Annotated in this window: 20 protein-coding genes; 12 read left to right on the forward strand and 8 right to left on the reverse strand. The window is 35.2% G+C overall.

All coding sequences use genetic code 11. From position 1 onward, the window contains the following. Positions 1-60: 60 nt before the first annotated feature. Complete coding sequence (locus BW983_RS17910) at positions 61-2,187, reverse strand: TonB-dependent receptor domain-containing protein (protein ID WP_076553248.1); 2,127 nt, start codon at positions 2,185-2,187, stop codon at positions 61-63. Between the two features lie 178 nt (positions 2,188-2,365). Here BW983_RS17910 and BW983_RS17915 point away from each other — a divergent pair, with 178 nt between their 5' ends. Together BW983_RS17915 and BW983_RS17920 are read left to right on the forward strand one after the other, a co-directional pair. Beyond that, complete coding sequence (locus BW983_RS17915) at positions 2,366-3,373, forward strand: sensor histidine kinase (protein WP_076553249.1); 1,008 nt, start codon at positions 2,366-2,368, stop codon at positions 3,371-3,373. Beyond that, complete coding sequence (locus BW983_RS17920) at positions 3,366-4,040, forward strand: LytR/AlgR family response regulator transcription factor (RefSeq protein WP_076553250.1); 675 nt, start codon at positions 3,366-3,368, stop codon at positions 4,038-4,040. Before BW983_RS17915 ends, BW983_RS17920 begins: the two co-directional genes overlap by 8 nt. 322 nt (positions 4,041-4,362) lie before the next feature. Here the strand turns inward: BW983_RS17920 and BW983_RS17925 are convergent, their stop codons facing one another. Together BW983_RS17925 and BW983_RS17930 are read right to left on the reverse strand one after the other, a co-directional pair. After that, a complete protein-coding gene (locus tag BW983_RS17925; RefSeq protein WP_076553251.1) occupies positions 4,363-6,630 on the reverse strand; it encodes an aconitate hydratase in 2,268 nt (755 codons plus the stop codon). A 316-nt stretch (positions 6,631-6,946) separates the two neighbouring features. After that, complete coding sequence (locus BW983_RS17930) at positions 6,947-9,730, reverse strand: bifunctional aconitate hydratase 2/2-methylisocitrate dehydratase (RefSeq protein ID WP_076553252.1); 2,784 nt, start codon at positions 9,728-9,730, stop codon at positions 6,947-6,949. Between the two features lie 304 nt (positions 9,731-10,034). Between BW983_RS17930 and BW983_RS17935 the strand changes: the two genes are divergently transcribed. The 8 genes from BW983_RS17935 (at position 10,035) to BW983_RS17970 (ending at position 19,577) form a co-directional block, all read left to right on the forward strand. Further along, the gene (locus BW983_RS17935; RefSeq protein WP_076553331.1) at positions 10,035-10,805 is read left to right on the forward strand and encodes a WG repeat-containing protein; all 771 of its coding nucleotides are present in this window, start codon (positions 10,035-10,037) and stop codon (positions 10,803-10,805) included. A gap of 324 nt (positions 10,806-11,129) precedes the next feature. Next, a complete protein-coding gene (locus BW983_RS17940) occupies positions 11,130-13,247 on the forward strand; it encodes a TonB-dependent receptor (RefSeq protein WP_076553332.1) in 2,118 nt (705 codons plus the stop codon). A 241-nt stretch (positions 13,248-13,488) separates the two neighbouring features. After that, positions 13,489-14,241: an HU domain-containing protein gene (locus BW983_RS17945; RefSeq protein ID WP_076553253.1), complete on the forward strand. Its 753-nt coding sequence runs from the start codon at positions 13,489-13,491 to the stop codon at positions 14,239-14,241. Next, positions 14,229-14,771, forward strand: a complete 543-nt coding sequence (locus BW983_RS17950) for an acyl-CoA thioesterase (RefSeq protein WP_076553254.1) — start codon at positions 14,229-14,231, stop codon at positions 14,769-14,771. The genes BW983_RS17945 and BW983_RS17950 overlap by 13 nt, the downstream gene beginning before the upstream one ends. A gap of 164 nt (positions 14,772-14,935) precedes the next feature. Beyond that, positions 14,936-15,868: a 2-hydroxyacid dehydrogenase gene (locus BW983_RS17955; protein ID WP_076553255.1), complete on the forward strand. Its 933-nt coding sequence runs from the start codon at positions 14,936-14,938 to the stop codon at positions 15,866-15,868. A 173-nt stretch (positions 15,869-16,041) separates the two neighbouring features. Beyond that, on the forward strand, positions 16,042-17,304 hold the full coding sequence (locus tag BW983_RS17960; RefSeq protein WP_084184573.1) for a serine hydrolase domain-containing protein: 1,263 nt from the start codon (positions 16,042-16,044) through the stop codon (positions 17,302-17,304). Between the two features lie 25 nt (positions 17,305-17,329). Then, the gene (locus tag BW983_RS17965; RefSeq protein ID WP_076553257.1) at positions 17,330-19,114 is read left to right on the forward strand and encodes an Ig-like domain-containing domain; all 1,785 of its coding nucleotides are present in this window, start codon (positions 17,330-17,332) and stop codon (positions 19,112-19,114) included. Between the two features lie 4 nt (positions 19,115-19,118). After that, positions 19,119-19,577 (forward strand): heme-binding domain-containing protein, encoded by a 459-nt coding sequence (locus BW983_RS17970; RefSeq protein ID WP_076553258.1) that lies wholly within the window; start codon positions 19,119-19,121, stop codon positions 19,575-19,577. A gap of 185 nt (positions 19,578-19,762) precedes the next feature. On the opposite strand, the gene BW983_RS17975 is transcribed toward BW983_RS17970, so the two are convergent. The 5 genes from BW983_RS17975 to BW983_RS17995 all read right to left on the reverse strand — a co-directional run bounded on the left by BW983_RS17975 (position 19,763) and on the right by BW983_RS17995 (position 24,037). Then, positions 19,763-20,275, reverse strand: a complete 513-nt coding sequence (locus BW983_RS17975) for an NUDIX hydrolase (RefSeq protein WP_076553259.1) — start codon at positions 20,273-20,275, stop codon at positions 19,763-19,765. Positions 20,276-20,278: 3 nt separating this feature from the next. After that, entirely contained in the window at positions 20,279-21,193 is a 915-nt protein-coding gene (xerD, locus tag BW983_RS17980; protein WP_076553260.1) for a site-specific tyrosine recombinase XerD, read from the reverse strand. An 8-nt stretch (positions 21,194-21,201) separates the two neighbouring features. Further along, on the reverse strand, positions 21,202-21,624 hold the full coding sequence (locus tag BW983_RS17985) for a deoxycytidylate deaminase (RefSeq protein ID WP_076553261.1): 423 nt from the start codon (positions 21,622-21,624) through the stop codon (positions 21,202-21,204). Positions 21,625-21,676: 52 nt separating this feature from the next. Then, positions 21,677-22,444, reverse strand: coding sequence for an enoyl-CoA hydratase/isomerase family protein (locus BW983_RS17990; RefSeq protein WP_076553333.1), 768 nt, complete (start codon positions 22,442-22,444; stop codon positions 21,677-21,679). Positions 22,445-22,549: 105 nt separating this feature from the next. Then, positions 22,550-24,037: a catalase gene (locus BW983_RS17995; protein ID WP_076553262.1), complete on the reverse strand. Its 1,488-nt coding sequence runs from the start codon at positions 24,035-24,037 to the stop codon at positions 22,550-22,552. Between the two features lie 132 nt (positions 24,038-24,169). Between BW983_RS17995 and BW983_RS18000 the strand changes: the two genes are divergently transcribed. Both BW983_RS18000 and metK read left to right on the forward strand, forming a co-directional pair. Further along, complete coding sequence (locus tag BW983_RS18000; RefSeq protein ID WP_065396444.1) at positions 24,170-25,120, forward strand: LysR substrate-binding domain-containing protein; 951 nt, start codon at positions 24,170-24,172, stop codon at positions 25,118-25,120. Positions 25,121-25,355: 235 nt separating this feature from the next. Continuing rightward, positions 25,356-26,636 (forward strand): methionine adenosyltransferase, encoded by a 1,281-nt coding sequence (gene metK / locus BW983_RS18005; protein ID WP_076553263.1) that lies wholly within the window; start codon positions 25,356-25,358, stop codon positions 26,634-26,636. The last annotated feature ends 38 nt before the right edge of the window (positions 26,637-26,674 follow it).

The raw sequence follows: 26,674 nt of genomic DNA on the forward strand, positions 1-26,674 counted from the left end.
TTAATTAAAAATTCTCATGGTTATTAGTTTTTTATATAGAGAAGGTTAAAAGTTTTCTGTTTATTGTGCCCTTTGTTTTTCTTCAAAATTAACGGCTCTGCTATTGGATTTTACCTTTTGATTTCCAAAATTATAAGTTACACTTAGGGTAAGTCGTCTGGCATCCCAATAATTATTAAATGACTGAGTATTATTAGTATAATAAGAATCTCCTATAAATCGGCTTTGTTTAAAAATATCATTTATTGAAAGATTAATCTGTAAGACTTTTTCCATAAAGCTCATTTTGATTCCAGCATCCAGACTACCCATGTTTTTCTGATAGGTTTCTCCATCCCTGGAAGGTAATGTTTCCCAATAATTTACGAACAGGAAAAAGGTTTTAGCCTTATTCAGCTGAAATGTATTTTTTAAAGAATAATAAAATGACTGTCCGTTTTTCGGTATAGAGTTGAACTTCACAACCTGTGTTTCATTATAACTGAAAGAAGTAGAGATATTACTTTCCCAGAATTTGAAAAATGTATCGGTGTAATTTAAATTAATACCATACGTGTTCTGATTGGAATAATTATAATAGCTGCTGGTAACAGATTCTTCATTAAGAAATAAGATCTGACCAAAATTATTCGTGGTTTTCTGATAATAGAGATTGGTAGAAAATTTATTTTTAAAAATATAATTAAATTCAATATTATCATTGTAAGATGGCTGTAATTCAGGGTTTCCTGTAGTATAATTATTAGGATTGGAATACCATCTGAATGGATTTAAAGCATGAAAACTAGGACGGTTTATCCTTCTGGAATAGTTAAGGCTGAACTGATTACTGCTATTGGCTTTATAAGATAAATAAGCAGTAGGAAAAAATTTTCCATAGTTGTTTTCAGTTTTTGATTGTGTAGTCGGAGAAAAACCGTTGGTTTGTACATATTCATATCGGATACCTGCCTTAGCTGACCATTTTTCATTAAAATCCTTACTGGCACTGATATAAGCAGCATTGTTTTTTTCATTGTATTCAAACAGATTGGTTTTACCAGGATCAATTTCATAATTATTATTTTTCAGATCAAAATATTCAATATTTGAATTGTTGGAAAACTGACTGTATTTTGCACCTGTTTCTACCTGTATTTTATTGAAATTTAAAGTTAAATCTGCTTGTGCTGAAGAAATTTTATAATCTACAGCAGATAAATTCCGTACAGTTTGTTTAGAATAATCCGAAAGATCCGTTGTCGTAAAATTGACCTGAGTATCCGGTACATTCCCATAATAATTATAACCAAAACTCAGTTTATGGTCTCCGAATTTATGATCAAAATAAGTGTTCAGCATTTGTGTGGTAAAAGCAGAACGATGTTTAGAATCCGTTTCTGTTAAACGTGTTGGAGTGTTTCCTGTGAAATAATTTTGTGTAGAATAGATGTCCATATCAACATCCCCTTTTGTAATATCATATATGAACCCCACAGAAGATTTATCGGAAAGCGAATAATCAACATTAGTATTAAGTCCCAGACCTTTATACATATCCCTTCTTTCATCCCTGCTGAAAGAAGATTCTTCTCCTACTATCTGATAATTTTCTACAGAACGCTTTGCCGTATCAAATCCCTGAAATTTTACAGTCGCCTTTATTTTTTTATTCTGATAATTGATTCCGGTTGCACCTCCAGAGCTGACATAGGTTCTTTGAGTATAATATGTGTTTAAATAACCACTCCACCCAAGATCTATGTTCCTTTTTAATACAATATTGATAATTCCACTATTTCCCTGCGCTTCATATTTTGCAGGTGGGGTAGTGATGACTTCAATTTTCAATATGTTTTCAGAGCGTAGGTTTTTTAGATAATTAACGAGTTCATTACCAGAAAGATTCAGCATTCTGTCATTTACCATAACGGAAACACCGCTTTTCCCCGCAATTGAAACAAGCCCTTTGTCTTCATCTACTTTAATCAATGGTGTGCTTGCCAGAACCTCAGATCCGCTGCTTCCCTGTGACAACATAGAGTTTTGTACATTGTAGATTAAACGGTCTACTTTACGTTCTACCAAGGCTTTCTTACCATTTACCATTACTGTTTCAATAGTTTTTACTTGATTAGCCGAATCTTTTGTTTGTCCAGCAGCAAAAGAACTTAATAAAGTAGCGATAAGAAGAATATGTTGTTTCATATGAAAATCAGGTTCTGTTTTGTTATTTTCTGAAGCAAAGGTATTGGCAATGCTCTTTTCCTGAAATAGCCTTTAGATAAAGGGGGAAATTTAACCTTCGAATTTATTTTCATCGATAAAATGAACAGGTTTATCGAAAATTGGGCTTTTGATTGTGCGGATCAATTATTTTTGTGCTATGAAACAAAAACAATTACTTTTTCTGCATGTCTTCTATTGGAGCATGTTTTTAGTAGGAACCATTATAGTTCCTGAGTTTGTTTATAAAAAAGGGTATATTGAATTTGAACTGACCTATCTGTTGACTAGTTTAATATGCTTTTACTTTAATTTCTTCTTTATCGTTCCCAGATTTTTTGATATTAATAAACTGTACAAAGCAATTATGGGCTTTTCTATCAGCGTAACATTCTTTGTTTTGATACGTTACTTTGTAGAGGAGGTTTTATTACCTTATTTTTTGGGAATAAGTAACTATCCTGAAGGAACCAATTTCGGGTATTATTTCTTTGATAATATTTATAATAGTGTGACTTCTATTTTCATTAGCACTGTTTTTTGTTTGTTCAAAATATATTCAAACCTGAATGAAGAAAGAATGCAACTGGCAGAGCAAAAGAAAAATGCCGAATTGAAAGCTTTAAAAACTCAGATTAATCCCCATTTCATTTTTAATACACTCAATAATATTTATTCCTTGGTATATCAGAAATCTGATAAGGCTTTGCCTGCTATCGAAGAGTTGGGACAGCTATTGAGATACAGTACTAAAGATCTTGAAAAAGACTTTATTTCTTTGGATAAAGAAATTGGTTATATCGACAGCTTAACTGAACTTGAAAAACTTAGGATTAGAAATCCGGAACTGATTACTATTGATAAAAATATTCAACACCCTCATCTTGCTATTTCACCGATGTTGCTGGTTCCATTTGTGGAAAATGCTTTTAAACATGGAGATTTTCGGAACAAAGGTTTTGAACTTAAAATTTCTGATCAGAATAAAGTATTGCATTTCTACCTTTTAAATTTTAAAAAAGAAAAGATGAAAGATTCTGTTTCCGGAATTGGTATCCAAAATGTGAAGAAAAGACTGGAAATTTTATATCCTAAACATAAACTGAATATCAAAGACTCCGAAACTGAATTTGTTGTAGATTTAAAAATTGATTTACGAAATGAATAAAATAAAATGTATTATCGTTGATGATGAGCCTCTGGCTATTTCACTTCTTGAGCAGTATGTACAGAAAATACCTTTTCTTGAGCTGGTTTTTTCCACAGAAAACCCTATTGAGGCATTAGAATATATTCAGACTCATGACTCGGATCTTATCTTTCTCGATATTCAGATGCCGGAGCTTACAGGAATCAATTTTATGAAGATTGTAGGAGCTAAGCAAAAGTATATTTTAACAACAGCTTATTCGGAATATGCATTGGAAGGCTATGAGCATAATATTATTGATTATCTTCTGAAGCCCATTTCTTTTGACCGATTTCAAAAAAGTGCAATGAAGGCTATGGAAAGATTTTCTTTTCAGGAAGAAGAGTCTCATTTCTTCGTTAAATCATCAGGACAGCAGCATCGTATTAACTTTAATGAAATCCTTTATATTGAAAGTATTAAAGACTATGTGAATATTCGAACTGCCGGAGAAGAATATATTGTTCTGGATACCCTTAAATCTATGGAAAATCAGCTTTCTGAGAGGTTTGTAAGAATTCATAAATCTTTTATCATAAATCTGGATAAAGTCAAAAGTATTGGAGCTAAAAAGCTGATGTTATCAGAACAGGAAATTCCGATAGGAGATAGCTATAGGTCTAGTCTTTTAGAGAAATTGAAATAGATTAGGAGAGCAATTCAAACCTTATAGGTTTTTAAAAATTATAAGATTTAGAACTGTTTCTTCAGTAATAATCTGCAGCATCAGCAAAATCCGCGAGAAATAAAAAATCACGCAGATTTTGGAGATTGAGCAGATTTTTTAGGTTTTGGTTAAAGCCATTGGAATTGTTATTGATTATAAAAATATACTAAAGCCTGCTCCTATTGAATTCTTATAGTGGTACTGGAATTCAGATAAATAATCATTTTAATAATAATAAAAACAAAAAAGACGGCTTCAATAGAAGTCGCCTTTTATAATTAATCGATCTAACAATTAATTTTTATTTTTCTTGTTGCTTAATCAAGTTCAGAGCAGAACCAGCTTTGAACCAATCGATCTGTTGGTCGTTATAAGTATGGTTTGCCATGATGATATCTTTAGTTCCGTCTTTGTGGACGAATTCTAAAGTCAATTGTTTTCCTGGAGCAAACTGATCAAGATCTAAGAAGTTAACGGTGTCATCTTCCAGGATTTTATCGTAATCAGCTTCATTAGCGAACGTGATTCCAAGCATTCCTTGTTTTTTAAGGTTTGTTTCGTGGATTCTCGCAAATGATTTTACCAATACAGCTTTTACACCAAGGTGTCTAGGCTCCATGGCAGCATGCTCTCTTGAAGAACCTTCACCATAGTTTTGGTCTCCTACAACGATGGTTGGAACACCAGCAGCTTTGTAAGATCTTTGTACAGCAGGAACTTCTCCGTATTCACCTGTTAATTCATTTTTAACGTGGTTTGTTTCCATGTTATAAGCATTTACAGCTCCAATTAACATGTTGTTGGAAATATTGTCAAGGTGACCTCTGTATTTCAACCATGGTCCAGCCATAGAGATGTGGTCGGTAGTACATTTTCCGAAAGCTTTGATCAATACTTTAGCTCCTGTAATATTTTTACCGTCCCAAGCTGGGAATTCTTCTAATAACTGAAGTCTGTCTGAAGTAGGGCTTACGTTTACTACAACGCTGGAACCATCTTCAGATGGAGCCTGATATCCGTTGTCGTCTACGGCAAATCCTTTTGAAGGAAGTTCGAAACCTTTAGGCTCGTTAAGTTTTACTTGTTCACCTGCTTCATTCGTTAAAGTATCAGTAATCGGGTTGAAATCTAATCTACCTGAGATTGCTACAGCAGCTACCATTTCAGGAGAAGCTACGAATGCATGGGTATTTGGGTTACCGTCAGCTCTTTTCGCAAAGTTTCTGTTGAAAGAGTGGATGATGGAGTTTTTCTCTCCTTTTTCAGCGCCTTCTCTGTCCCATTGTCCGATACATGGTCCACAAGCATTGGTAAAGATTCTTGCGTTTTCAAATTTTCTGAATGAATCTAAGAAACCGTCTCTTTCCGCTGTGAATTTCACCTGCTCAGAACCTGGGTTGATTCCTAAAATTGCTTTAGGTTTTACTCCTTTTGATACAGCATCTTCTACGATAGAAGCAGCTCTTGATAAATCTTCATAAGAAGAGTTGGTACAAGAACCGATAAGCGCCCATTCAACTTCTAATGGCCATCCGTTAGCCTCAGCTTTAGCTTTGAATTCAGCAACAGGAGTGGCTAAGTCCGGAGTGAAAGGTCCGTTTAAGTGTGGAGTAAGTTCAGAAAGGTTAATTTCTATTAATTGATCGAAATATTGTTCCGGATTTGCATATACTTCAGCATCACCTGTTAAGTGCTCAGCAATTTTATCAGCGGCATCTACCACATCTTGTCTTCCTGTAGCTGCAAGATATCTTCTCATTGAATCATCGTAACCGAAAGTAGAAGTAGTAGCTCCGATTTCAGCACCCATATTACAGATGGTACCTTTACCAGTCGCAGAAAGAGATTCCGCACCTTCACCGAAGTATTCTACGATACATCCTGTACCTCCTTTTACAGTAAGAATTCCTGCTACTTTTAAGATGACATCTTTAGCAGAAGTCCAACCGTTCATTTTTCCGGTTAATTTAACTCCGATAAGTTTTGGCATTTTAAGCTCCCAAGCCATTCCTGCCATTACATCTACTGCATCAGCACCACCTACACCAATGGCAACCATTCCTAGTCCTCCGGCATTTACTGTATGAGAGTCGGTTCCAATCATCATTCCTCCAGGGAAAGCATAGTTTTCCAATACAACCTGGTGAATGATACCTGCTCCAGGCTTCCAGAACCCAATTCCGTATTTATCACATACAGAACTTAAGAAGTTGAACACCTCAGAGTTTTTGTTGATACCTTCCTGTAGATCTTTATCAGCGCCTACTTTCGCCTGGATCAGGTGATCCGCGTGAGCTGTTGAAGGAACAGCAACTTTAGTTTTTCCAGCTTGCATGAACTGTAAAAGTGCCATCTGTGCTGTTGCATCCTGCATAGCTACTCTATCCGGTGCAAAATCTACATAAGAGTTTCCTCTTTCATATGCTTGTGTAGCATTTCCTTCCCAAAGGTGGGTGTAAAGAATTTTTTCTGAAAGGGTAAGAGGTTTTCCCACGATTTGTCTTGCTGCTGCAATTCTTTCAGGGTAACGCTCGTACACCTTTTTGATCATATCAATATCAAAAGTCATATCGTATTTAGTTTTGTTCTTTTTCCGTTATTGTTTCTTTCTCTGATATTTTAAAAGAGAAAAATCGTTTTTTAAATATCAAAAAATGTTCCTATAATCTATAAATAGGGCAGTTTTGATTCTAAAATCAAGAGATTTTATAACTTTCAATTTAAGAAAAAATAGATTCTATTTTCTTCATTTTCTCAGAAAAAAATCGTATTTAAAGTAAAATAGAACGATTCTAAACAAAAAATGGAAGATTTTAGTCCTTTTGGATCTAAAATCTTCCATTGATATGATTTTCAATAGTCTTGCGACTTACTGATGAATGCTATTAGTGAGCACTTGTGCTTGTTAATTCCTTGATAGAAGGTACAAAAGTTGTCAGGTCAATTCCTTCAACAGCTGCTTTATATTCTTCAATGCTTGGAATTCTTCCGATGATCGCAGAAAGAACAACAACCGGAGTTGATGCCAATAGAGATTCTCCTTTTTTACGTTCAGAATCTTCTACTACTCTTCCTTGGAATAGACGCGTTGAAGTAGCTAAAACAGTATCTCCTTTAGCTGCTTTTTCCTGGTTACCCATACAAAGGTTACATCCAGGACGCTCAAGGTACATTACGTTTTCGTATTCTGTACGAGCTTCACCTTTTGGAGCATTGTCATTAAATTCAAAACCTGAATATTTTTCTAATAATTCCCAGTCACCTTCAGCTTTTAACTCGTCAATGATGTTGTAAGTAGGAGCTGCTACTACAAGAGGAGCGCTAAACTCTACTTTACCATTTTGTTTTTCAAGGTTTTTCAACATCTGAGAAACGATCTTAAGGTCTCCTTTGTGAACCATACAAGATCCTACGAAACCAAGGTCTACTTTTTTCTCACCACCGTAATAAGAAAGATCTCTGATGGTATCGTGGGTATATCTCTTAGAAACATCATCGTTGTTTACGTCTGGGTCAGCAATCATAGGTTCTACGATTACGTCAAGATCTACAACAACTTCAGCGTAATATTTAGCATTTGAATCAGGAGTAAGAGCTGGTTTTTCACCTGATCTGATTTCCTCAATTCTCTTATTCGCTTTGTCAATTAATCCCTGAAGAACTTTGTTATGGTTATCCATTCCTTTATCGATCATGATCTGGATTCTGCCTTTAGCAATTTCCAATGATTCAATTAGAGTATTGTCTTCAGAAATGTTGATAGATGCTTTAGCCTTCATTTCAGCAGTCCAGTCTGTAAATGTAAATGCCTGGTCAGCAGGAAGTGTTCCGATGTGAACCTCAATGATTCTTCCCTGGAATACATTCTCTCCACCGAATTGCTTCAACATCTGAGCCTGAGTAGCATGTACTACATCACGGAAATCCATGTGAGGTTTCATCTCACCTTTGAAAGTTACTTTTACAGATTCCGGGATTGGCATAGAAGCCTCTCCTGTAGCTAATGCAAGAGCAACAGTTCCAGAGTCAGCTCCGAAAGCAACTCCTTTAGACATTCTTGTGTGAGAGTCACCACCGATGATGATCGCCCACTCGTCTACAGTGATATCGTTAAGAACTTTGTGAATAACGTCTGTCATAGCGTGATATTCACCTTTCGGGTCACGTGCAGTGATCAATCCGAAATCGTTCATGAATTTCATTAGCTTAGGAATGTTCGCCTGAGCTTTTTTATCCCAAACTGAAGCAGTGTGACAACCTGATTGGTAAGCACCGTCAACAACTGGAGAAATTACAGTAGCCGCCATTGATTCAAGCTCCTGAGAAGTCATAAGACCTGTTGTATCCTGTGAACCAACGATGTTTACCTGTACACGAACGTCAGAACCAGCGTGTAATACTTTTCCTGGTGTAGTTCCTACCGCATTTCTGTTGAAGATTTTTTCAACTGCTGTAAGACCTTGTCCTTCATGAGAAATCTCTTTTGATGGAGCAAAAACTACAGGAGCTTCAACACCTAAAGTCTGAGCTGCAAATGTCTGTAATTTCTTACCGAATACGATTGCGTAAGATCCACCAGCTTTGATGAACTCCATCTTTTGTGGAGTGAAAGACTTCGTAAGGTCAATCAGTTCCTGATCTCCGTTATATAATTTCTTTTCTTTTGTATTAATAGTTAAAACCGTTCCTGTAGCTACAGAATAAGCTTCTTCAAGAACTACATCACCAGCTTCATTACGAACTACATTTCCGTTTTCATCTACTTTCTTTACCCAGTTTTTAAGGTCGATACCAATACCTCCGGTAACGTCTACTGTTGTAAGGAAGATTGGAGAAATACCATTTGTTCCTCCTACGATTGGAGCAATGTTTACGAATGGCACATATGGGCTTGCTTGTTTACCAGTCCATAAAGCTACGTTGTTTACTCCTGACATTCTGGATGAACCTACACCCATTGTTCCTTTTTCTGCAATAAGCATAACGCTTGCATCAGGATGTTGAGCCTGTAAAGCTTTGATTTCTTCCTGAGCTTGAGGAGTGATCATACACTTCCCATGAAGTTCACGGTCTGATCTTGAGTGCGCCTGGTTACCCGGGGAAAGTAAATCTGTTGAAATGTCTCCTTCACCAGCGATGAAAGTAACTACTTTAATTTCTTCTGCAACTTCAGGAAGTTTAGTGAAGAATTCAGCTTGTGCATAGCTTTCTAAGATTTCTTTTGCGATCTCACTACCGCTGTTGTATGTTTCTTTTAGACGGGTAGTATCTGCTTCGTAAAGGAAAACCTGAGTTTTAAGAACTTCTGCAGCTTGTTTAGCAATGTCAGCATCGTTACCTAAAGCCAGATCTAATAATACTTCGATTGATTTACCTCCTTTCATGTGAGATAATAATTCGAAAGCAAATGCAGGAGATATTTCTTCTACTACAGATTCACCTAGAATGATCTCCTTTAAGAATTTAGCTTTTACGCTTGCTGCGCTTGTTGTTCCCGGTAAGGTGTTATAAATGAAAAATTTAAGAGAGTCTGCCCTGTCTGCATTGTCTGAATCCTTAATCTGTGCAATAATTTCGCTTAGTAATTCAGCACCATCAATTGGCTTTGGATGAAGCCCCTGGTCTTTTCTTTCTTCAATCTCTTTGATGTAATCCTTATAAATATTCATAATAGAAGTCTTTCACTTTTCAGAGTAGATGTATACAACAGTTGTGAAAACTGTCATTTCTCCTTTACCGATCCAATTTAATAACAATTTGAGTTCTTGCATTTTGGAATGCAATATGAACCAGCCAAAGAGAGTATAGCCTACGTCTTTCTTTTAAAGTTTTTAAAATTATTTACTAATTCAAATTGTTCCCCAAAATTACGAATTTTTAATTTTTTATGAGAGTTAAATTATTTAGATTCTTTATAAATATGAATTTTATAATATCTATTTTTGGTCGTATTTTTGCAAACAAATGATGAATATGAAAAATATCCTGAATGTTTTGTTCGTTTTTATTTCGATTTCCGTTTTTTCACAGTCAAAATCTACTAAGAAAATCGGAGTGAAAAACACGGTGAAGACCTCGATGAAAAAAGGAAATGTGGTATCCAAGCCCAATCCTGATCTCGTGGTTTTGAACAAAGACCTTCCTTTGCTGATCCCTAAAAAGAAAGGTGATAAGTTCGGATACATTAATCAAAACGGAAAATTCATTATTCAACCTGAATATCATATTGCTGTATTCTTTTATGAAGATTGTAACCTGCTGAATTCTCCCAATGAAAAAGTCAGAAAATTTGGAACAGGAGATTATGCTACTGTAGAAAAAGACATGATTTCCTATCGTGTGGATCAGTCCGGAAAAAGAGTTTATCAGTTTAAGGATGTCGATCTTGGGAAGTGTAAGTTTGCAGAATACAAACACCAGTTATTTCAGGCTTATATTTTGAATGGGTTCTATGGGATTATTGAAAAAGCAACCTTTGTGAATGCTGCGGACTATAGGCAATATCAGATTTATCCACAGTATCAATATCTCTACATCATGGAAGGAGATGATGTTGCTGATCCGATGATTGTGGCTTCTAACAATGATAAATTCGGAGTCATTGATGTTAATAATAAAATTATTATTCCCTTTGAATATGCAAACATTAAAAGAAATTTCAGCTGGAAGCTGGGAAAGATGTTTGAAGTAACCAAAGACGGGAAAAATTACTATTATATTGACGCAAATAATAAAACATACTAAACGGTAATTGATGATTACTCACTACTCATAAAGGTTTTATAACTCCAATTTTTTCATATAACAAAACCTTCCTATAAAAGCTTTTCTTATCGTCTCGTAACCAAATACCTCGCATCCCGAACTCTGTATCCCGAAAACATCACCATCTCATATATTTTTTGTAATTTCGCGGCTGAAATAAAGGGGTGCTTTAACAGGCTGAGATTATACCCACTGAACCTGGAACAGGTAATGCTGTTTAGGGACGTAGACTCTAGTAAGAGTTGAATTTGTATAATATCTTATCGATCCCCTTTTATTCATTAAATGTTAAAGATTTATAGAATGAAAGGATTATTTTTTTTAGGGCTAAGTGTAGCCTCCGTAGCCTTTATCCAGGCTCAGAATAAAGATTCTCTGAAGATCAGGGAAATAGAAGCGGTAAACTTTACTAAAAGACTTCCTGTTGCTAAGGAAATTATTAATGTTCAGAAAGATTTAGACAGCAGAAACTTGGGGCAGGATCTTCCTATTCTTTTAAAAAATCAAACTTCAATTATTTCTACATCAGATGCAGGAAATGGAGTAGGATATACTGGATTTAGAATTCGTGGAGTATCTGGATCGGCAATCAATGTAATGATGAATGGAGTTCCTTACAATGACTCTGAAAGCCAGGGAACCTTTTTTGTGAATGTTCCGGATTTAACGAGTTCTGCTTCACAGATTGTCATTCAAAGAGGAGTGGGAACTTCTAATAATGGTGTTTCTGCATTTGGAGCAAGTATCAATGTCATTTCAAAAGAGCCTGAGGAGAAGTTTTATTTCAAAACAGATGATAGTTACGGATCTTTTAATACTTATAAATATTCTGCAGAAGTAGGTTCCGGGAAATTCTGGAAAAACCGTCTTTCCGTAATGGGAAGGTATACGCGCATTCATTCTGATGGGTATATAGACAGAGCTTTTTCAGATTTACATTCTTACAATTTTACGGCTTTATTTGAAGAAGGAAATACTAAAATCCGTGTAATGGCTTTTGGAGGAAAGGAAAAAACGTACCAGGCATGGAACGGAATCAGTAAAGAAATGCTGGAAACAAATCCTAAATTCAATGCTTCAGGAGCAATTTATGATGCAGATTATAAAAATGTTATAGGTTTCTATGATAACGAGACGGATAATTACAGACAGAATCATTATCAGTTACTTTGGGAACAGAAATTCACTGACCGCTGGAATCTTGAAACAACTTTTCATTATACAAAAGGAAGAGGATATTATGACAATTACAAACAAGGTTATGCTTTTTCAAAATATAACTTACCCAATATTATAGAAGGCGGAGAAACCATTAAATATTCAGATTTTATCAGAAAAAAAATGTTGAATAATGACTTTTACGGAGTTGTTTCAACGCTTTACGGAAAGTTTGAAAATCTTGATTTGAATTTTGGAGCTGTAGCAAATCAATATTATGGAAGACACTATGGAAATGTTACCGGTGTGTTTTTTCCACAGATTGATGAAAGTGAGTACTACCGAAATCGCTCTGTGAAAAATGAAGTGTCTGGTTTTGCAAAGGCTTTATTCAGAATGGATAACTTTGAATTCTTCGGAGATTTACAGCTTAGAAGTATTAATTACGATACCAAGATCATTATGGCTGGAGATAAAGAAGGAGCAAATCTGGATAAGAATTGGCTGTTCTTTAATCCAAAAGCAGGGGTAAATTATAAAATCAATGGTGGAAAAATATTTTTATCCTATGCACATGCTCATCGTGAGCCGAACAGAGAAGATTTGATGGCAAACAATGATGTTAAACCTGAAAAATTACACGATTTTGAAGCAGGTTTAGAAAAACAGTTTGGCTTTTTATCTTTAACAGCGAACCTTTATTATATGTACTATGTTAATCAGTTGGTTTTAAATGGAGAGCTTAATAATGTGGGGGCATTTATCAGAACAAACTCAGGAAAAAGCTACAGAAGAGGTATTGAAGTAGGTGCTTTGGCAAAACTTTCAAAACAATGGGAAGTTACAGGTAATGTAAGCTTGAGCCAGAACAGAAATCAGGATTTTAATATTCAGGGTACAGATGTTCCGGTAAGCTTAGGGAATACACAGATTTCGTTTTCACCAAATGTTATTGCTAACTTGGGAATAAAATTCAATCCAACTCAGAATTTCCAGTTTGCATTAACAAATCAATATGTTGGAAAGCAATATATGGATAACACTGAAGATCAGAATTTAAAGCTTAATGATTATTTCCTGACAGATTTTAATGCACAATATCAGTTTAAGATAGGGAATAATGATATTGCATTGAAATTATTGGTAAATAATCTGTTTAATAAAAAATATGTCAACAACGGATCTGTTTATGAAGGAAGTCCTTCTTATTTTGCACAGGCAGGAACGAACTTTATGTTTGGAATAAGCTGGAAAATACAATAGTCAGCTAAGGCAAAAGGTGAAATTTTAACAGACTAAATTAGGTAAATATTTGAATTTGTAGATGCTATTTTACTTTTTAGGAGTTTTGCCCTTTTTTAATAATTCTTAAGCTTAAGGAAGAAGTTTAAATAAAGGTATACCTATTTTAATACAAAATACTCAAGAGACTGTTTCGGCAGTCTTTTTTTATATAAGTTAAATATCTTCAAAAGTCATGAAAAAGTTATAAATTTGCCACCAAATGAATATTTCAGCATACATTTTAGAATATTTAAAACAGTTCGGAACTGTCACGGTTCCAGGCTTTGGCGTGTTTTCTCTGAAAAATTCTAAGGCAATTATCAATTCTGAAAACGGAAGCATCTTACCTCCGGCTAGCCAGATTGAATTTACAATTGACTATGAAGTACAGGCTGAAGATCTTACCGCCTTTATCGCCAGAGAAAAACAGATGTCCTTAGACGCTTCAAGAAGTGATTTGAAGATACAGACTGATTTTTGGAAGAAAAAGCTTCAGGCAGAACAGGTTCTCGAAATTCAAAACCTGGGAACGATCTTCATTGAAGAAGGAAATACACACTTCAAAGGAAAAAGAGTAGAATCAGGACGTCCGGATTTTTATGGACTGGAAGAGATCAGATTCTCCGATATTAATAACGGTGAAAAAGTAAATACCTCCGAAAATAGTGAAAAGGATTATAAGTTCAAGAAGACGATTCTTTGGATTTTCCTTTTAATCATCCCGATCTTAGGTATTGCGTACTTTGCTTTTACCCAACAGGAACTTCTTTTTGGTAAGAAGTCCTTCAATAAAGTTTCTGTACAGACTTCTACGCATAGAATTGTAAAAGATACTGTGAAAGTAACAGTACATACTCCTGGAACTGTAGTTTCAGATTCCCTTAAGAAAGATTCATTGGTAAAACCTGCCGGAAAACAAATAAAACCTGCTCCGGCTGTTCCAAACAACACTAAGAATAAATGGCAAAAATAAAAACAGCATCAGAATCTCTGACCATCATGACCAATATCGTTCTTCCGAACGAAACAAACTCTTTAAGAAATCTTTTTGGTGGTGAACTTTTAGCAAAAATGGACAGATGTGCATCTATTTCTGCGGCTAGACACTGTGAAAGAAGAGTGGTAACGGCTTCAGTAAATCACGTATCATTCAATCATCCAATTCCTGAAGGAGGAGTTGTTGTATTGGAGTCCAAGGTTTCCAGAGCATTCTCAACTTCTATGGAAGTATATGTGGATGTATGGTCTGACGATCCGATTAATCAGAAAAAAATTCACACAAACTCGGGGATTTATACATTCGTTGCAGTAGATGAATTCAACCGTCCGATTCCTATCCCTGATATGGTTCCGGAAACAGAAGATGAAAAAGAAAGATATGCAGCAGCATTCCGTAGAAAAGAACTTTCATTAATTCTTTCAGGAAGAATGAAACCTTTGGAATCTGTAGAGCTTAAGAAATTATTCCAAGAGCCACAGGAACCGAAGAACGACAAAAAATAAAAGATATTTTATAGAAACAAATGCTTTTAAACTTTGCTGAGTGCCAACGCCTTTGCGAGCTTAAAAGCATTTGTTATTTCTGATCTTTGCGTGACTTTGCGTTGAAAAAAACAACTACAATCTTTAAATAGCGGAATGTTTTAATTCTTAAATTTTATATTAAAATGAAAATTCTCCTTTTAGATAAAAACCACCCCCTTATTACCGAACAGCTTCTGGCTAAAAAATTCATTTTAGAAGAAGATTTTACGTCTACTTACGATGAGGTTTGTGATAAAATCAACAATTATGATGGGATTATCATCAGAAGCCGTATTCCATTGGACAAAAACTTTCTTGAGAAAGGAAAGAATCTGAAGTTTATTGCAAGGGTAGGCGCAGGGATGGAAAATATTGATATTCCTGTTGCAGAATCATTGGGTATTCAGTTGATCAATTCTCCGGAGGGAAACCGGGATTCTGTAGCGGAACATGTTGTTGGAATGTTGTTGGTGATCATGAACAGACTTTTTATTGCTTCTCAAGAGGTGAAAAACGGGATTTGGAAACGTGAAGAAAACAGAGGTGATGAGCTGCTTGGAAAAACAGTAGGATTGATAGGATATGGAAATATGGGTAAAGCAACAGCAAAAAGACTTTCTGGTTTTGGTTGCAAAGTGATCTTTCATGATATACTTCCCAATCTTTCGGATGAATTTGCAACGCAGGTTACATTGGATGAATTAAAGCAATCTGCAGAAGTATTGAGCTTGCATATTCCTCTCACTTCAGAAACGAATTACCTTGTTGATGAAATATTCATTTCAGAGATGAAAAATGACTTCTATTTCGTGAATACAGCAAGAGGTAAAAACGTAAAAACGAAAAGTTTAGTAGAAGCACTGAAATCAGGGAAAGTAAAAGGAGCATGTTTAGATGTTTTGGAATACGAAAAGTCTTCTTTTGAAAACCTTGAAACAGAAAATGAGGATTTAAAATATCTCTTGGAATCCGAAAAAGCAATTGTTACTCCGCATATTGCTGGGTGGACGCATCAGAGTAAGGAAAAACTGGCTCAGTTTATTGTGGATAAAATTCTTGCTTCACATTGCCAGTAGATTTAACCGACAAAACAAAGTTTCAAAATAGTATAAAGGCGGATTTGTAAAAAGGCAAATTCGCCTTTTCATTTCTCTTTTCTTTTTATTTATGTTAAATAATTCATAATGTCACTCTCATATTTACTATTTATTTTTGACTTTTATTAAATTGCCGCTCATTTTTGAATCTAATGAGGATGCGTAATTTTGTACTTACTATAACTGTTGTCTTATCTCTTTTTTCTTGTAAAAATAAATCTGAATCCAAAGCGGTTTCAGCTGAAAACACGACCAATCTTCCCAATTATGGAAATGTAGATTTAGGAAATGTTTTTACTAAAGCAGACGGACAGCTTTCCAATAAAGAGTCATTGACGGGTTATATTGACCAGTACTATAAAAAAGTATGGGAAGGTGGTGATCTTAGTGGTGGAATTCTTGTTGCCAAAGGTGACGAGATCCTATATGAAAATTATAGAGGCTTCGGAAGAGAAGGTAACCAGATGCCAATCGATAAAAATACACCATTACATGTTGCTTCCGTTTCCAAAACGTTAACGGCTATGGCGATGATGAAATTGGTAGAAGCAGGAAAAATAAAGCTATCCGATCATCTTACGCAGTTTTTTCCCGGCTTTCCTTATCCTAATGTGACGGTTCAGACTTTATTGGATCAGAGAAGTGGTCTTCCAAAATACGAATACTTCATTACGAAAATACAACCTGCTCCGGCAGAACTTTCCAAACCGTTTATTACCAATCAGGATGTTTTGAATATGATTGTCAAATACAAACCTGAATTGGCGAGAGATACGGATACTGGATTTATGTATTGTAATACGAATTTTGCTTTATTGGCATTGCTGATTGAAAAAGTAACAAAGACTCCTTTTCCGCAGGCAATGAAAGAAATGGTTTTCACACCGTTGAAAATGAACAATTCTTATATCTTCCAGGAAAAAGATATTCCTACAGCTTCACAATCTTTCTATTATGGCGGAAATAAGCTGTATCCTTTGGATAGGCTAGATCTTATTTACGGAGATAAAAACGTTTATACAACACCAAGAGATTTATATAATTTTTCGAAAGCAATGTTCTCAAAAGACTTCCTGAAGCCTGAACTGATGCAAATGGTATTTACTCCTTACAGCAACGAAAAGGCCGGAATGAACAATTATGGCTTAGGTTTCAGAATGAAAATATTTGATAACGGTGAAAAACTGACGTATCACAACGGATGGTGGCATGGAACAAACTCTGTTTTTGCTCACCTTTTAAAGTCCAAAGTTACCATTGTAGCTATTGGGAATAAATATTCAGGAAAAGTATATACCGCACTTGCATTATCAGGATTATTTGAGAATTTCCCTTTACAGCAGGAGAAACTTCAAACTGTAATGAATGACAATAAAGATAGTTTGAATAGCGGACACGAAGTTTTTGGAGAATAATGTTTATTTTTGCTTAAACATTTTCATGAAAAGGTTTCTTTTATTATTCGTTATCAGCTTTCTTGTGCACTCTTGTGCAAGGGTAGGATCTCCTGTCGGAGGACCAAAAGACACATTGGCGCCAAGATTTTTAAGTTCAAATATTGATACTACAAGAGTAAATGTAAAAAGAGATATCCACGAGCTTCGTCTGGATTTTGATGAATACATTACCTTAAAAGACATCAATAAAAACTTGATCATTTCACCTCCAATTAAAAATATCAAGAGAATTCTTCCCTCTAATATTGCCAATAAATTTGTTCTGATCCAATGGGCAGATACTCTTCAGGCAAATACTACTTATAATTTTAACTTCGGAAATTCAATCGTTGATAATAACGAATCTAATATTCTGCGTTATTACAATTTTGCTTTTTCTACAGGTGATAAATTAGATGATACTTACGTTAGCGGTGAGGTAAAAGATGCTTTACAGATCAAAAAGAAAGCCGGCAGCAATGAAAATAAGCTGGTAGTAGGGCTGTATCAGGTAAAAGATACAATGAACTACAAACAAAAGCCTTACTATATTACCAAAGTAGACGATGATGGTTACTATGAACTGAATTACCTTTCTCCAGGGAAATATAAAATAATCGCTTTCGAAGATGAAAACGGAAATTCGGTATATGATCCAGGAAAAGAGAAAATAGGATTTAAGAAAGAAGCTATAGACATTGAAAAGTCTGTTTCAGGATTAAACTTAAGTGTTTATCCTTCTAAAAAGCCTGTGAAATATACAGAGATGAAAGAAATTGCAGGAGGAGTGCTTATGTTATTTGAAGGACATCCTGATGAAGTAAAAGTAGCTTCTCTTAATGAAAAAATCAAAGATGTAAAAATAACCCACCGTTCAAAATCAGACTCTGTAAGAATCTGGTTTGATGCTGTGAAGGATAATATAGGGCAGGAAACTACGGAAAAATTGGTTTTCAGTCATGATAAAGGATTGAAGAAGGACAGTATATATTCAGCTTCTTTATTCTATAAATACAACAAGAAAAATGTGATGGATGTCTTCAGTGATAATAATGGAAGTTCATTGGCTCCAAAGTCTGACTTTAAAATTGCATCCAACTACATTGTTGATAAAATAGATCCAGCAAAATGGACGCTTACGATCAAAGGAGATAGTTTGACAACTCTGCCTTTTACAACAAAGATTTCAACAACCAATCCATATCAGATTCATGTGCAGTCTGATTTTGTAAGTGGGAAAAATTATCAGCTTACGATTCCAAAAGAAACAGTATCCTCTTTCTATGCTAAAAATACACAATCGAAACGTTTTGATTTCGAGGTGGATAAAGTAGAAGAATTCGGAAGTCTGGAATTCACTCTTTTGAATCCTCCTGTTTCCAAATATTGGATTCAGCTTATGGATGAGTCTGAAAAAGTAGTATATCAGAGATACACCAAAGGAGATAAAGTGAAGTTTGACATCCTAAAACCTGCTGAATATATTATAAGAATTTTAGTAGATAACAATGAGAATAATTATTGGGATGAAGCTGACTTTACTACAGAAACATTTGCTGAAGACGCGTATGTTTTCTATAAAAAAGCAGTTGTAAGAGCCTTATGGGAAACAAGGGAAGAATGGGATCTGAAAGACACTAGAACTCTTGATAATCCTAAAGGGGCATCCGCTCCCGCTTCTGTACCACCTGGAGATACACCTGTTACGGCACAAGAAAAAGAATCGGTAAAGCAGGATGTGAAAAAAGAAATAAAATCCAATAATGCAATTATAACTCCCGTAAAATAGGATAATGAAGACGGTAAAGAAAATAGTATTCTGGACACTTGTAGCGTTTGCTCTTATTCAGTTTTTCCCAATTGATAGAGTAAATAAACCAGTAGATTCCAAAGTGAATTTTGTTCAGATGAAACAGACTCCGGAAAAGATAAGCACTATTCTTAGGAACGCTTGTTACGATTGCCATTCTGATGAAACTGTATATCCTAAATATGCTTTTATAGCACCTATTTCATGGTCTGTGAAAAGTCATGTGAATGATGGTCGTCAGCATCTTAATTTTTCTGTTTGGGGGACCTATAATAAGGAGTTAAAAGAAAATATGCTGGATAGATCTATGGAAGCTCTTAAACATAAAACAATGCCATTACCCGGTTATATTGTTTACCACAAAGAAGCTAATCTGTCACAAGCAGAAAGAAAGCTATTAATTCAATATTTTGAAGAAATGTTGAAATCAAAAACGTATTAGGTTAAAATATAATTCCCATAGATTTCACGAATTGCACAGATTCTTTTATACAAACTCTGTGATGATCTTTGAAATCTGTGGGAAAACTGTTTCGTACTATAAAAAAACTCCCGTAGATTTTACAAACTAATCAGAATTTATAATCCGATCATCTGCAAAATCTACGGGAGCTTTTATTACAAAAATTATTTCTTTAAATAACCTTCAAAAAACTTCTTCTGAGAATCAAAAGCAATATCCTCAAGGTTGAGTTCCTTTAAAGGAATCCATACCGCTTCCGATATCTCTGAAAGTTCAAGGCTTACCTCAAATTTCTCCGAAACATTATACTCATAAAAGAGATCAATCGTATTGTAATCGATTTCTTTATACTGATAAACATTCGGAAGACTTGTAAGGTATTTCAGTTTTGAAATATCCACATCCAGCTGAAGTTCTTCAAAAAGCTCTCTTTTACAGGTTTCTTCTGCACTTTCTTTAGGGTCAACGAATCCTCCGGCAAGATCCAGTTTTCCTTTTTTAGGATCTCTGTTTCTTCTTGTAAGATAGATTTCATCACCACATCTTATAACAACCGCTACAGCGCCTGCCACGTTATTGTAAAGTGTAAAACCACATTCAGGACAGCTCCATTTTTTTTCACCATCCCAATGGAGAGTTTCTTTGCCACAGCTGGGGCAATATTTCAATAATTTCATATGTTATTGAGTAACATTAATATTTCTTGGGTGATAACTCAAGATAACGTCTCTTAATTCTTCCGTTTTCAGGTGTGTATAGATTTCCGTTGTTGTAATGCTTGAATGTCCAAGCATTTCCTGAATATAACGAAGATCTGCACCATTCTGCAATAAATGTGTTGCAAAAGAATGTCTGAATGTATGTGGTGATATCTTTTTGTTAACTCCTGCTTTGTCTGTAAGTTCTTTAATAATAAGGAATACGATTACTCTTGACATGGAAGTACCACGGCTGTTTAAAAACAAAGTGTCTTCATATTTCTTATTGATTTTTCCTTTAGAACGTACCTCTTTAATATAACTTTCCAGCAGTTCAGCGGTGTAATCAGCCAAAGGAACAAAACGGGTTTTGTTTCCCTTTCCGTTTACTTTGATGTATTGCTCCTTGAAGTTGATATTGGAGATCTTAAGATCAATCAGTTCAGAAACACGGAGTCCGCAACCATAAAGCACTTCAATGATGCTGTGGTTTCTTCTTCCGAGATCCGTATCGACCTCAATTGCCGCAATAATTTTATTAATATCAGGTAAGCTTAAAGTATCAGGTAGATACAGTCCTAATTTAGGACCTTCAAGTAACGCTGCGGGATTGTCTTCACGATATTCATCCTCAAGCAGAAATTTGAAGAAAGCTTTGATGGAAGATATCCATCTTGCCTGTGATCTCTCACTGAATTTCTGTTTAGAAAGATTGAAAATGTACTCCTGCAGGTTTTCGTAGCCAATAGAGTCTGGACCGACGTTTGCCAGATCTTCTTTTGCATAATCTTTTAATTTCTTGATGTCCCGAACATAGGCATCGAGAGTGTTTTCTGAAAAATTTCTTTCGAAGCGAAGAAATATTTCAAAATCTTTGATCTTTTCATCCCAAGTCATATTTGTGCTTATTTTTTTAGTTCACAGTCCGATATTTGTTCTATTTCAATGTTATGGTTTCTTAGGAACGATATCCCATCGTCATCCGAATACTCATTAATGTACACCAGTCTTGAAATTCCTGCCTGCAGAATCAGTTTACTACACTCTTTACACGGCGATAACGTTAAATATAACGTAGCGCCTTTTGCAGATTGTGTAGAAGCAGCCAACTTTAATATAGCGTTGGCTTCCGCATGCAATACATACCAGTGCGTTTTTCCCTCTCCATCTTCACAGCAGTTTTCGAATCCCATAGGAGTCCCGTTGTAACCATCTGAAATAATCATCCTATCTTTTACGATAAGAGCTCCTACCTGTTTTCTCTTACAGTAGGAGAGTTTTGCCCATTCCTGAGCCATTTTTAGATAAGCTTTATCAAACTTATTCATACCGCAGCATTAGTTTTTTCGAAATAATTTGGATTAAAATCTTTTTGAAAGATTAGAAGTTCGGCTTTCTTTTCTCAAGGAAAGCAGTTACTCCTTCTTTCTTATCTTCCATTTCAAAAAGTTCCCCGAAATATTTGATTTCAGTTTCAAAACCTTTTTCCGTATCAGATAAATTCACGGCGTTTATAGCCTTAGATATTGCCATTGGTGAATTGTTGGCAATAGTGTTCGCTAATTCTTTCGTTTTGGTTAATAATTCTTCAATAGAGTATACTTCATTTACCAATCCGATCTCTTTTGCTTTTTGAGCAGGAATCATTTTGGCAGAGAAGATCATTTCGTTGGCAATACCTTTTCCTACAAGCTTCGGAAGCCTTTGAGTTCCTCCGTACCCTGGAATCAATCCTAAGGTAACTTCCGGAAGTCCTAATCTGGCGTTATCCGATGCATATCTGATGTGGCATGCCATAGCAAGCTCTAAACCTCCTCCCAGTGCAAAACCATTTACGGCTGCAATGACAGGCTTAGACATGTTTTCAATTTTGTTGAACAAAGTATTTTGTCCGTTTCTTGCAAGTTCCTCAGCTTTTTCCTGTCTGAAATCACTGAATTCTTTGATGTCAGCTCCAGCTACAAAGGATTTTTCTCCGCTTCCTGTAAGGATAATAACTCTACATGAATTGTCAGAATTAAGCTCATCCAATGCTGTACTGATTTCCTGAATTGTTTTTGCATTTAAAGCATTTAAACTCTCAGGTCTGTTTATTGTAATGATAGATAATTTATCTTCCTTTTTTAATAATATATTTTCGTAACTCATTTTTCCACTTTGAAATATCATCCTTTGCAAATTATGAATTTTTTACAAAAAAAAGGAAAAAATATTATTTTTTTTTCCTTTTTTTTAATTTATTGTTCAATATGATTATTTAGAATGATTCGTCATATTTGCATCGATATTAATGTTTAATTGTGAAGCTACTTTCATGCCAAGCTCAATGTTAGCGCGGAAAAAGTGACATAATTGTCTGTTAATAATCTCATCTTTTTTAGGTCCGCTGATTCCTTTCATACTTCCTATAATATTTTGGATCAGATTATTTCTATCCTCTGCATTCATCGCTTTTGAATAAAGAAGCCCTGGTTGAGTATAATGATCACTGTCATTATCATTTCTGTTATAGCTTGCAACATGGGCACTATCTAATTCATACTCGTAGTTTTTATAAGAAACATCCGGATTGATGTCATCAAAACTATTTGGATAGTAATTTGGTTTGTCCTGATAGTGGCTTGAATCTGCCATATAACCATCTCTCTGATAATTGTTAACAGCGAATGGGCATCTGTTTACTTCTAATTGGTGAGCATTTACTCCAACTCTGTAACGGTGAGCATCCGGGTAAGAGAATAATCTTCCCTGAAGCATTTTGTCTGGTGAGAAGCTGATTCCGTTAATTAAGCTGCTTGGAGAGAACGTAGATTGTTCTACATGGGCAAAATAATTGACAGGAACTTCATTAAGCTCCATTTCTCCTACTTCAATCAATGGGAAATCATCATGGAACCATACTTTTGTTACATCAAAAGGATTCCATCTGAAATCTTTTGACTGCTCTTCAGTCATTACCTGGATGTACATTGTCCATTTTGGGAAATCACCATTTTCTATAGCGTTGCAAAGATCTTCCTGAGCAAAGTCAGGATTTTCACCAGCCATTTTTACAGCCTCTTCATCTGTGAAATTTTTTACTCCCTGTTTGGTCTTAAAGTGAAATTTCACCCATACTCTTTCATTTTTATCATTGATCATGGAGAAAGTATGTGAACCGAAGCCATGCATATGTCTATAACCATAAGGAGTTCCTCTATCTGACATTAATATAAGAACCTGATGAAGTGATTCCGGGTTTAAACTCCAGAAATCCCACATCATGGTAGCACTCTTTAAATTGGTTTTCGGAAGTCTCTTTTGGGTATGAATAAAGTCTGGGAATTTTTTAGCATCTTTAATAAAGAATACCGGAGTGTTGTTTCCTACAAGGTCCCAGTTTCCGTCTTCTGTATAGAATTTTAAAGCAAAACCTCTTGGGTCTCTTGCTGTATCTGCACTTCCTTTTTCTCCTCCTACTGTAGAGAAACGGGCAAACATTCTGCACGAGTTTCCTACTTTTGAGAATAGTTTGGCTTTGGTATATTGGCTAATGTCGTGGGTTACGGTGAAAGTTCCATAGGCACCGCTTCCTTTGGCGTGTACAATTCTTTCAGGAATTCTTTCCCTAACGAAGTGTGCAAGATTTTCCTGAAGAATAAAGTCCTGCAGCAACACCGGACCTCTTGGTCCTACCGTCTGGGAATCCTGATGCTCAAAGTAGGGTGCGCCATTGCTTAACGTTAATTTTTTAGAATCCATATAATTGATGATTTGAATAATTGTTTTCTTTTTCTAAATCCAAGTGTAAAGGTAGTGAATATCAAATTTACTTGAATTTTTAATTGCTAATAACAAAAACGTTATATCTTTGTAATAGATAATATTAATCAAATGAATATTCAGCAACTGGAGTATCTTATCGCTGTTGATAAGTATAAACATTTTGGAAAAGCAGCTCAGGCGTGCTTCATTACCCAGCCTACCTTAAGTGCAATGATACAGAAATTTGAGGATGAATTGGATGTGAAGGTTTTTGACAGAACTACGCACCCGATCCGTACCACAGATGTAGGTCTTCAGATCATTGATCAGGCTAAGGTAATTATAGAATCTGTCAATGAGCTGAAAAACAAAGCTAACCTTTTGAATAATATTCTGGGAGGAACAATTAACCTTGGAATCATTCCTACTGTTTCGTCATTTATCCTTCCTACGGAGATCTTTAAATTCCTTGAAGAAAATCCAAAAATTCAGATGAATGTAAAGGAAATGACAACGGATAATATTATTAAGGCTTTAAAAGCAGGAGAGCTGGATGCAGGAATTATTTCTACTCCTTATGATACTGCTGACGAGTTTTATCAGGATTTTCTATTCAATGAAGAATTGATGATTTATAGCTCTAATACTGAAGCTAATAAAAAGAATTCTTATATTATTCCTGAAGAATTGAATGTTGAAAAAGTATGGTTGCTTGAAGAAGGAAACTGTCTTAGAAACCAATTCGAGAATATCTGTCATCTGAAGGAAAATACTTTGAAACCTAAAAATTTAGATTTCTTAGCATCCAATATTCAGACTTTAGTACATATGGTAGATAAAGTAGGAGGAATCAGTATTCTTCCTGAGCTTGCGTTGAGCCAGCTTTCTGAAGAGCAGAAAAAGAATGTTTTCAGATTCAAGAAGCCTTTCCCTTACAGAGAGATTAGTATCATTTACTATAAGCCTACTTTTAAGCAAAAGATCATTGATGAATTGTCACATTCTATCAAAAACTCTTTAGAACTTAAATTAAATTATCACGAAAGTCCAAAGGAATTTGTAAGCATAAAGCCTCAGTAGACGGAATGCTTTAAAGTGATATAAGTCATTAATTTAAAGAAAAATATAATTAGTAAACAAAATTTTTGAGTATTACGAAAATAGTGCTTAAATTTGCTGACGTTTACGACGAGGAAAAATTTGACCTGATTGCAACCTCTATAAAAAAATGCTAAAACAGTATTCTTTTTTCTGGGCAATTTTATTCTTATTTTTCGTCAATAATATTTTTTAATTTAAAAAACCAAAGAATAATATGTCTTACTTATTTACATCTGAATCAGTTTCAGAAGGACATCCGGATAAAATTGCCGATCAAATTTCCGATGCATTAATTGACCATTTCTTAGCATACGATAAAAGTTCAAAAGTAGCATGTGAAACTCTTGTAACTACCGGACAGGTGGTATTGGCTGGAGAAGTAAAATCTGATGCATACCTTGACGTTCAGACTATTGCCAGAGAAGTAATCAACGGAATTGGTTATACAAAAGGAGAATATATGTTCAATGGAGATTCTTGTGGGGTAATCTCTGCAATTCATGAGCAGTCTCCGGATATCAACCAAGGAGTTGACAGAGCTGTAAATGATGAGTCTTTTGAAGCAAAAGCTAATGCACAGGGAGCTGGTGACCAGGGAATGATGTTTGGATATGCTACCAATGAAACGGCAAATTATATGCCTCTTGCTTTAGACTTAGCCCATACAATCCTTAAAGAACTTTCTGCGATCAGAAGAGAAAATAAAGAAATTGCTTACTTACGTCCTGATGCAAAAAGCCAGGTAACTATTGAATATTCTGATGATCACAAACCAATCAGAATTGATTCTATCGTGGTTTCTACTCAGCATGACGACTTCGGAACAGAAGAAGAAATGCTAAATAAGATTCGTGAAGATATCAAGAATATTCTTGTTCCTAGAGTTGTTGCTCAGCAGACTGAAGAAATCAAAGCATTGTTTAACGATCAGATCAAATATCACATCAACCCTACAGGTAAATTTGTAATCGGTGGTCCTCACGGAGATACTGGTCTTACAGGTAGAAAAATTATTGTAGATACTTACGGTGGTAAAGGTGCTCACGGTGGTGGTGCTTTCTCTGGAAAAGACCCTTCAAAAGTAGACAGAAGTGCTGCTTATGCAACAAGACACATTGCTAAAAACTTAGTAGCTGCTGGTGTTGCAGACGAAGTTTTAGTACAGGTTTCTTATGCAATCGGAGTGGCTGAACCTTGTGGTTTGTATATTAATACTTACGGAACTGCAAAAGTTGATCTTCACGATGGTGATATCGCGAAAAAAGTGTCTACAATCTTTGATTTAAGACCTTATGCTATTGAGCAGAACCTAAAATTAAGAAACCCTATCTATCAGGAAACGGCTTCTTACGGTCACATGGGGAAAGAACACTATATAGCTGATAAAACATTCAATAAAGGGCATAAAAATGAGCTTACGTTGGAAGGTCTTGAATTCTTTACTTGGGAAAAACTAGACAAAGTAGATGAAATTAAAGCCGCTTTCGGAATTTAATTTATTCTCCTGAACAAATATTATGAACTGCTTTACCT

This window comes from Chryseobacterium ureilyticum (assembly GCF_900156735.1).
In the GTDB taxonomy this organism is placed as follows: Bacteria; Bacteroidota; Bacteroidia; order Flavobacteriales; family Weeksellaceae; genus Chryseobacterium; species Chryseobacterium ureilyticum.